Annotated in this window: 6 protein-coding genes; all 6 read left to right on the top strand. The window is 70.9% G+C overall.

Going from position 1 to position 9,048, the window contains the following annotated elements; translation table 11 throughout:
* Positions 1-92: 92 nt before the first annotated feature.
* The 6 genes from BIV24_RS11930 to asnB all read left to right on the top strand — a co-directional run bounded on the left by BIV24_RS11930 (position 93) and on the right by asnB (position 9,035).
* Positions 93-1,571 (top strand): sugar transferase, encoded by a 1,479-nt coding sequence (locus BIV24_RS11930; protein WP_071366223.1) that lies wholly within the window; start codon positions 93-95, stop codon positions 1,569-1,571.
* A 73-nt stretch (positions 1,572-1,644) separates the two neighbouring features.
* Entirely contained in the window at positions 1,645-2,961 is a 1,317-nt protein-coding gene (locus BIV24_RS11925; protein ID WP_071366222.1) for a nucleotide sugar dehydrogenase, read from the top strand.
* Positions 2,951-4,216 (top strand): glycosyltransferase family 4 protein, encoded by a 1,266-nt coding sequence (locus tag BIV24_RS11920; RefSeq protein ID WP_071366221.1) that lies wholly within the window; start codon positions 2,951-2,953, stop codon positions 4,214-4,216. Before BIV24_RS11925 ends, BIV24_RS11920 begins: the two co-directional genes overlap by 11 nt.
* A complete protein-coding gene (locus BIV24_RS11915) occupies positions 4,213-5,580 on the top strand; it encodes a Wzz/FepE/Etk N-terminal domain-containing protein (protein WP_071366220.1) in 1,368 nt (455 codons plus the stop codon). Before BIV24_RS11920 ends, BIV24_RS11915 begins: the two co-directional genes overlap by 4 nt.
* Entirely contained in the window at positions 5,577-7,097 is a 1,521-nt protein-coding gene (locus tag BIV24_RS11910; protein WP_071366219.1) for a Wzz/FepE/Etk N-terminal domain-containing protein, read from the top strand. Before BIV24_RS11915 ends, BIV24_RS11910 begins: the two co-directional genes overlap by 4 nt.
* A gap of 3 nt (positions 7,098-7,100) precedes the next feature.
* Positions 7,101-9,035: an asparagine synthase (glutamine-hydrolyzing) gene (asnB, locus tag BIV24_RS11905; protein WP_071366218.1), complete on the top strand. Its 1,935-nt coding sequence runs from the start codon at positions 7,101-7,103 to the stop codon at positions 9,033-9,035.
* Positions 9,036-9,048: the final 13 nt, after the last annotated feature.

Here is a 9,048-nt window from a genome sequence, read left to right as displayed (position 1 = left end):
GAGCAACAGCGCGGCGCGGGGGGCGGGGGCCTCCCGGTGAGAGGAACAGTGTTAGGCGAACACGTCGAACCACTGGGGACCTGGGGGGTTCTGTGCGTCAAGGGGGACTAGTCAGCCCGTTTCCGTCGGCGCGCGGGCGTCTGGCGAACGGGGCAATCAGCCAGCCCGCGATCGACTGGGAGCAGCGGTACCGCCGTACCGTGATCACCAGCGATACCGTGGCCACCGCCTTCGTAGTGGCGGCGATCGGCAACTTCTTCGGGGCCCGGGACGCGGCCAACTGGCACGAGAAGTGGGGGATTCTCGCCTTCGGCACCGAGCTGCTGGTGCTGGGAGCGCTTGCGGTGAGCCGGTCGTGGGCTCCGGCCGTGCTCGGCCAGGGCGCCGAGGAATTCCGCCGGCTCGGACGCTCACTGTTCACGGCGACCGTCGTACTGGCGCTCGGCGGGATCGCCCTCACCTCGCGCAACATCAAGCTCTGGATCTTCGTCGCGATCCCCGCGATCGCGCTCATCACCATGACCGAGCGGTATCTGCTCCGCCTCTGGCTGCACAAACAGCGGAAGGAAGGGCGGTGCCTGAGACCGGTGCTCGCTGCCGGGAGCCTGGCCACCGTGCGCGACCTGATCACCCGAACCCGCAAGTTCCCGCACCTCGGCTGGCGGGTGGATGCGGTGTGCACGACGGACGGTCTCGGGCTCGACGGTGACCAACTGGACGAAGTGCCGGTCGTCGGCCGACTGGCGGACGTCGCCAACCACGTCCGCCGCGACGGCTACCGTGTCGTCGCGGTCACACCGGACCCGCACTGGTCACCGGACCGGCTGCAGCGGCTGGCTTGGAACCTCGAAGGCAGCGACGCCGAGATGGTCGTGGCCCCCGTGCTGATGGAGGTGGCCGGCCCGCGGCTGCACGTCGACGCGGTGCTCGGGATCCCGCTGCTGCGGGTCAGCATGCCGACCTTCACCGGGGGTCGCCGGGCGGTCAAAGAGGTCGTCGACCGGATGGGCGCGGCGATCCTGCTGATGCTGTTCGCGCCGCTGATGGTGCTCGTCGGGCTGCTCGTGCTGGTGGACAGTCGGGGCGGGGCGTTCTACCGCCAGCGCAGGGTCGGCAAGGACGGCCGCGAGTTCACCATTCTCAAGTTCCGCACCATGGTCGCCGGGGCTGACGGGGCACGTGCCGCGCTGGCCGACCGCAACGAAGGCGCCGGCCTGCTGTTCAAGCTCCGCCGGGATCCGCGGGTGACCCGGGTGGGCACGGTGCTGCGCCGGTACTCGATCGACGAGCTCCCGCAGCTTTTCAACGTGCTCACCGGATCGATGTCGCTCGTCGGTCCGCGGCCTCCGTTACCGGAGGAGTCCGCTGCGTACGGCCCGGACATCCGGCGGCGGCTGCTGGTCAAGCCCGGACTCACCGGCCTGTGGCAGATCAGCGGACGCAGCGACCTGCCGTGGGAGGAGGCGGTCCGGCTGGACCTGCGGTACGTGGAGGACTGGTCGCTCGCCCTGGACACAGTGATCTTGTGGAAGACGCTGCGTGCGGTGGTCTATGGGCAGGGGGCCTACTGATGCGCGGGGGTCGTCGTCCGGCCGGCGCGCGGACCGCAGGCCGGGAGGGCCTGCCTGGGGGGAGGAACGGGTCATGAGAGTCAGCGTTTTCGGGCTCGGCTACGTGGGCTGCGTGTCGGCCGCGTGCCTGGCCAGCATGGGGCACGAGGTCATCGGGGTGGACGTGAACCAGGTGAAGGTGGACCTGGTCAACGACGGCAAGGCCCCGGTGGTCGAGGAGCAAATCGGCGAGCTCATCGCCGAGGTCGTGCGGACCGGAGCGTTACGCGCCACCGGCGACGTCCGCGAGGCGATCATGGACAGCGAGGTGTCGCTGGTCTGCGTGGGCACGCCGTCGGAGCCCAACGGCAGCCTGTGCACCACGTACTTGGAGCGGGTCACCGAGCAGATCGGCGCCGCGCTGGCCGAGCGGGGTGGACGGCACACCGTCGTGCTCCGCAGCACCATGCTCCCGGGCACCTGCCTGAACCTGCTGGTACCGATCCTGGAAAAGTACGTCGGCGGCACGGCCGGGGTGGACATCGGGGTCGCGGTCAACCCGGAGTTCCTGCGCGAGGGCACGAGCGTGCGGGACTTCTTCGACCCGCCCAAGACGGTCATCGGCGAACTCGACCCGGCAAGCGGCGATGCGGTGATGGCACTGTACGACGGCCTGCCCGGCGAGGTGTTCCGGGTGCCGGTCCCGACGGCCGAGGCGATCAAATATGCGGACAACGCGTTCCACAGCCTCAAGATCGGCTTCGCGAACGAGCTGGGCGCGGTGTGCCAGGCGCTCGGGGTGGACTCGCACCAGGTGATGGACTTGTTCCTGGCCGACCGCAAGCTGAACATCAGCCCCGCCTACCTGCGGCCCGGCTTCGCCTTCGGTGGCTCCTGCCTGCCCAAGGATCTGCGCAGCCTGGTCCACGCGGCGCAGCGGGCCGACGTCTCGGTGCCCATCCTCGCCCACGTGCTGCCCTCCAACTCCGACCATCTGCAGCGCGCGGTGGAGCTGGTCGAGCGCACCGGCAAGCGCCGGGTGGGCCTGTTCGGGTTGTCCTTCAAACCCGGCACCGACGACCTCCGCGAGAGCCCGCTCGTCGAGCTGGCGGAGAGGCTCTTCGGCAAGGGTTACGACCTGCGGATCTACGACGCCAACGTGAGCCTCTCCCGGCTGATCGGCGCGAACCGCGAGTACATCGAGACCCGGCTGCCGCACCTCGCGCAACTGCTCGCGAACTCCGTCGGCGAGGTGCTCGAGCACGCCGAGGTGTGCCTGGTCGGGACCAGAGATCCGGCCGTGCTGTCGGCGCTGCCCCATGGCGAAGGCCCGGTGCTCGTCGACCTCATCCGCCTTCCCGACGCCGAGGCGCGCCGGGCCGAACCGGGGTACATGGGCCTTGCTTGGTGACGCAACCAGCGGCGGCCGGCCAAACCGGCGCGCGCTGATCCTGGTGGAGAACCTGTCGGTGCCGTTCGACCGGCGGGTGTGGCAGGAGTGCACGACGCTGCGCGACGCGGGCTGGAAGGTGCACGTCATCTGTCCCCAGGGGGAAAAGCGGGACACGGAGCCGGAAGCGGAGATCGACGGGGTGCGGATCCACCGCTACCCGTTGCGCGCGGCCACCGGAGGACCGGCCGGCTACCTGCGGGAGTACGGATCGGCGTTGTGGCATACGGCCCGGCTGGCCCGCAAGGTCGGCCCGGTCGACGTGGTCCACGCCTGCAACCCGCCCGACCTGCTGTTCCTGCCTGCACTGTGGCTGAAGCGGCGCGGCGCGCGGTTCGTCTTCGACCAGCACGACCTGGTACCCGAGCTGTATCTCTCCCGGTTCGACCGCGGCGAAGATCTGCTCTACCGCGCCGTGTGCGCGCTGGAACGGCTGACCTACCGGGCCGCGGACGTCGTGCTCGCCACGAACGAGAGCTACCGGGACGTCGCGATGCGCCGTGGCGGTCGGCGGACGGCGGACGTTTTCGTGGTGCGCAGCGCGCCCGAGATCGACCGTTTCCAACCGGTGCCGCCCGAGCCGGAGCTGAAGCGCGGCAAGCCTCATCTGCTGTGTTACCTCGGCGTCATGGGCCCTCAGGACGGCGTCGACTACGCCTTGCGGGCGCTGGCGAAGGTGCGCGACGAGCTCGGGCGGACCGACTGGCATGCGGTGTTCGTCGGCGCCGGCGACGCCTTCGACGCGATGGTGGAACTGTCCCGGCGGCTCGGGCTCTCCGAGCAGGTGCAGTTCACCGGGCGCATTCCGGACGCCGACCTGGTGCGCTACCTGTCCACTGCGGACGTGTGTCTTTCCCCCGACCCGCGCAATCCGCTCAACGACGTGTCGACCATGAACAAGGTCCTGGAGTACATGGCGATGGGCCGACCGATCGTCTCGTTCGACCTCCGGGAGGCGCGAGTCTCCGCCGGTGACGCCGCCGTCTACGCGCCCGCCAACGACGAGGCCGAATTCGCCAAGCTCATCACGGTGTTGCTGGACGATCCGGAGAAGCGGGCCCGGATGGGCAAGATCGGCCAGGAGCGGATCAGCGGGCAACTTTCCTGGCGGAACTCCCAGCGATCGCTGCTCGCCGCCTACGCCGCTGCCTGCCGTGACCACACTCCGGTGTCGGCGGGCGGCCCGGTCCGGACAGGGAGGAGGCCGCGCAGTTGAGCAATGACACGATCCGCCTGATCACCATCGGACGGATTCTCCGCCGACGTTGGCGGCTTCTCGCCATCCTCGCCGTGGTGGGCGCGCTCGTCGGCTACGGCACCTCGGCGCTGTTTCCGCCGCGTTACACGGCGTCTGCATCGGTACTTCTGCCGGGGCAGTGGGAGGAGCGCGAGCTGCTGACTCAGGTGGATATCGCGACCAGTTCGTCGGTGGTCGACCGCGCGGCTGCCAAGCTCGGCTGGAGGGGCGTCAGCGGCGGCGAGCTGCGGGATCGCGTGAGCGCCAAGGCCGCCGACGGGAACATCATCACGATCTCGGGTACGGCCGACACCCCGGAGCGCGCGCAGCAGCTCTCCGACCGGGTGGCCCAGCAGTTCGTCAGCTTTGCCGCGCAGATCGCAGGCGGCACCACCGACCCCGACGCGGCTACAGGGACCGAGGCGCTGCGGCAGAAGGTGGCGGAGACCAACCGCCGCATCACCGACCTGGCCAATGCGGCCGATCCGGGGCAGACCGTGGAGAGCGTGCAGGCCCGCACCGCGCTCGAGCAGCTGCGCACCTCGTTGGAGGAGGCCATGACGAAGCTGGACCAGGCCGACCCGGCGACCGGCAAGGCCGGCATGGTCGTCATGGGGCCGGCGGCCCGACCGACCGAAGAGGCGCCCCCGACGAGGATGCAGCTCATCGTCGCCGGGGCGCTGCTGTTCTTCCTGCTCGCGGTCATCGGCCATCTCGCCGCCGCACGGGTGAATCGCCGACTGCGCACCGAACCGGAGATCGCCGCGGCGCTGGGCTCGGCGCTGCTGGGTACCGTCGACGTACCCGGTGAACGGCCCGCGCTCCGGCCGGCAGGCCGTGGCCCGCGGGCCCGGCTCCGCCGACTCCTTGGCGTCGACACCCGGTGGGACATACCGACCCCGCAGAGGTCCGGCGACGAGGCCGGCAGGCGGATCCGCTACCGGCGGGTGTGCGCTCGCCTCCGGGACCGGCTGCCGGCCCCCCGGCGGCTGCTGGTTGTCGTACCGGACGGCGACGAGATCGCCCGCCGGGCCGCCGTGCAGCTCGTCGCCGAGGCCAAGAGCGATCCGCTGTCGCGGTTGGTGGAGGTTTCGGTGGACCGGCCGATGGTGCCGGACCGCGACACCGAGTCCGGTGCCCTGGTCGTCGTCAGCGCGGGCAGCTGGACCGCGGAGGAGCTCACGGGCATCGCCGAGGCGTGTGCGGACGGCAGGCACGAGGTCGTCGGCATCGTCGTCGCCGGCACGGTCCGGGCCCGTCCGACGCGGTCTGCCGGCCATCCTCCGGATGATGCCACTCCGGCGCTCGCGGTTCGCGGCCACGCGACGGGAGGTTCAGTGTGACGACGAGCAAGACTTCGGAGTCGTCGGCCGCCGCTCCGCTCCTCGACCTGCAGGCGCTGGTGGTGGCGGTGCGCAGGCGCCGCCGACTCTGGTGCTCCATGGCGCTGCTGGGGCTGCTGGTCGGCGCGGCGGTGGCGGTCCTGCTGCCGCCGGCGCCGACCGCGGTGACCAAGGTGCTGGTCGCGCATCAGGAGGACCAGCCGAACGACACCGGAACGCTGATCCGCACCGACGTCGAGCTGCTGGGGACCACGCGGATCGCCGACAAGGCCCTGCAGTCCCTCAAGTCCCCGGAAAACGCTGAAGACTTCATGCGGGACTACCGGGGCACCGGCTTGACCAACAACGTGCTGCAGATCGAGGTGACAGGTGACAGCGACGCGGAAGCCGTGGCCCGGGCCAAGGCGCTGGCCGATGCGTTCGTCGCGGACCATGTGAGGCGGATGCGGGAAGCCGCGGAAGCCGAGGCCAAGGCGCTGAGCGACCAGCGTGACCGCATGCGGGACGAACTCGCCCAGGTCAACAAGGCGATCGGAGACCGAGCGCCGCAGAGCGACCCGAAAGCGTCGGCGAGCATCGAGTCGCTCTTCGCCCGCCGGGCCGAGCTCAACTCGCGGATCGCCGATTTCGACCAGCGCGCCGCGGAGGCGCGCACCGGCACGCCCCAGGTCATCGCCGGCACGCAGATCGTGGACGCCCCGCGCGCGGTGCGGCACTCCCTGCCCAGGGCCGCTGTCACCAACGCCGCGATCGGGCTCGTCCTCGGGCTCGTCCTCGGGCTCGCGCTGGCCGCGGTCGGCACGGTGGTGGCGGACCGCCCCGTGTTGCGCCGGGATATCGCGGCGAACCTGGGCGCCTCGGTCATCGCGGAGCTGCCCCTCCGGTCGGGCAGGCTGTGGCGGCGCCGACGAACTCGGGCGGCACGCGAACGGCTCACCGCGAGCCTTGCCCGCACCGCGCGCGGCTCCGCGGAACCGGTGTCGCTGCTGGAACTGGGCTGTGCGCGCAGCACGAGCGTGATCGCCTTGGACCTCGCCGGGGCACTGGCGGCGGAGGGGCCAGTGGTCATCATCGATGGTCTGCCCGGCCTGCAGCTCGCAGGCCGCCGCCCGAAGCCAGGAGACCCAACCGTGGTCAGCGGCGAGCGTGCCGCGGCCGTGTCACATCAGGAGCGCCGGCTCGGCGTCGGCTCGGTGGCGCCCGGCACGGCGTGGACCGACCTCCAGTATCTCGGCACCCAGACCGTGCTCGTCGTGCGTGCCGGGCACGGCAGCGCCGCATGGCTGCACACCGTGGCGCGGCAGCTCGCGGACCAGCGCATTGCGGTGATCGGCGTGGTGCTGATCGACTCCGATCCGCGTGACCGGACCGACGGCACGCTGTGGGACGGGCTGCACACCGCGCCGCGCGGCCGAAGCGAGCGGCCGGCCCGGCAGAACGGGACGGGCCGGCAGGGGACGGAGCAGCTGCCGATCTGGGCCGCACGGGTCCCGGACGACGACCAGGAGGCGCGGTAGGACATGTGTGGCATCGCAGGCACCTACCGATGGCCGGACGGGAAGGTCGTGACCGATCGACTCACCGATACCCTCGCCCATCGCGGTCCGGACGGGGCTGGCCGGTACAGCCACCCCGTCGGTGACGGAGAAGTGCACCTCGGGCACCGCCGGCTGGCCATCATCGATCTGTCCAAGACCGGCGCCCAGCCGATGGTCTCCGGCGGCCTCGCCCTGACGTACAACGGCGAGTTGTACAACGCGCCCGAGTTGCGTGGCGAGCTGGCAGCCGCTGGGGTGCGCTTTCGCGGTACCTCCGACACCGAGGTGCTGCTTGAGGCGTGGCGGCGCTGGGGCACGGACTGCCTGCCTCGGCTGCGCGGCATGTTCGCGTTCGGGATCTTCGACGAGCGAACCGGTGAACTGGTGCTAGCCCGCGACCAGTTGGGCATCAAACCGCTGTTCCTGCTCCGGCGCGGTGCGGGCCTGGTGTTCGCCTCCGAGCTCAAGGCGCTCGCCGCCGCGACCGGCGGGTCGCTGCAGGTGGACCATGCGGCGCTGGTGGCCTCGCTGCTGTACTACTGGGTGCCGGACTCACGGTGCGCGTTCCGCGAAGCGGAGAAGCTGCCGCCGGGGAGCTGGCTGAGGTGCCGGCCCGACGGCCGGGTGGAGCGCGGCCGGTTCTGGCACCTCCGGGACGTCGCCGCCGAGGGCCGGGACCGGGCCCGGGCCGGCGAGCTGCCGGATGTCGCTGCCATCGTCGAGGAGTCGACTCGGCGCCATCTGCGCTCCGACGTACCCGTGGCGACCTTCCTCTCCGGCGGGCTTGACTCCAGCTACCTGACCGCGCTGGCGGCCCGCGACCAACCCGGGATCTCCGCGTACACGATCGGGTTCCGCGCCGAGGACGCCAGGTTCGAGGCGATGCCGGACGACCTGCGCTATGCCCGGCGGGTGGCCGCACGGTTCGGCGTCGATCTGCATGAGATCGAGATCGCTCCGAATGTGCTCGACCTGCTGCCGCAGATGACGTACCACCTGGACGAACCGATCGGCGACCCCGCCGCGATCAACACTTTCCTGATCTGCTCGGCCGCCCGGGAGGCCGGGGTCAAGGTGATGCTCTCGGGGATGGGCGCCGACGAGCTGTTCGCCGGGTACCGCAAGCACCTGGCCAACCTGCTCGCGCTGCGCTACCAACGCGTCCCGCGACCCCTGCGGCGCGGACTGTCCAGGGCCGTGGACCGGCTGCCGGTCGCCACGTCCCGCCGGGGGTACCGGTCGGTGCGCTTCGCGAAGCGGTTCCTCTCCTTCGCCGATCTGCCCGAGGAGACCGCTTTCCGGCGCAGCTACACCATGTACGACCAGGACGAGCTGCTCGCCCTGGTCGATCCGGACCTGGCCCAGGCGGTCGAGGACGTGCTGACCGAGCATGCGGACACTTACCAGGACAACGACCTCGACGACTTCGTCAACCGCATGTGCCTGGGCGACGCCCGGATGTTCCTGCCGGGCCTGAACCTCACTTACACGGACCGGTCGAGCATGGCCGCGTCGACCGAGGTGCGGGTGCCGTACGTGGACGTCGAGGTGGTCAAGGCGGCGTTCGCCGTGCCCGGCGATCGCAAGATCGTCGGACGGCAGGGCAAGGCCGTCCTCAAGGAGGCGGCCACCTCGATCCTGCCCCGGGAGATCGTGTACCGGCCCAAGGGCCTGTTCAGCGCCCCGCTGCGCGCCTGGATGAGCCGGGATCTGGCACCGCTGGTGCGCGAGGTGGTGCACGATGGCGTGCTCGTCCGTTCCGGGTTCCTGCGCCGCGACGCGCTGGCGCGGCTCGTCGCCGAAGACGCCGCCGGGCAGCGGGACTTCTCCAAGCATCTGTGGCATGTGCTGACCCTCGAGTACTGGTATCGCGGCGCGACCTCCGGGTCCGGCCGGAGCGCTCGCTTGACGGCGTAGAAGACGGCTTAGA

Source organism: Streptomyces colonosanans (genome assembly GCF_001866645.1).
GTDB classification, from domain to species: Bacteria; Actinomycetota; Actinomycetes; order Streptomycetales; family Streptomycetaceae; genus Streptomyces; species Streptomyces colonosanans.
Note: the sequence above shows the minus strand (reverse complement) of the source record. Positions and strands in the feature narration are given on the sequence as shown.

What these genes read in the sequence shown, in the direction of transcription:
- BIV24_RS11925 (WP_071366222.1), top strand. Translation starts at nt 1,645, where the DNA reads ATGAGAGTCAGCGTTTTCGGGCTCGGCTACGTGGGCTGCGTGTCGGCC.
- asnB (WP_071366218.1), top strand. Translation starts at nt 7,101, where the DNA reads ATGTGTGGCATCGCAGGCACCTACCGATGGCCGGACGGGAAGGTCGTG.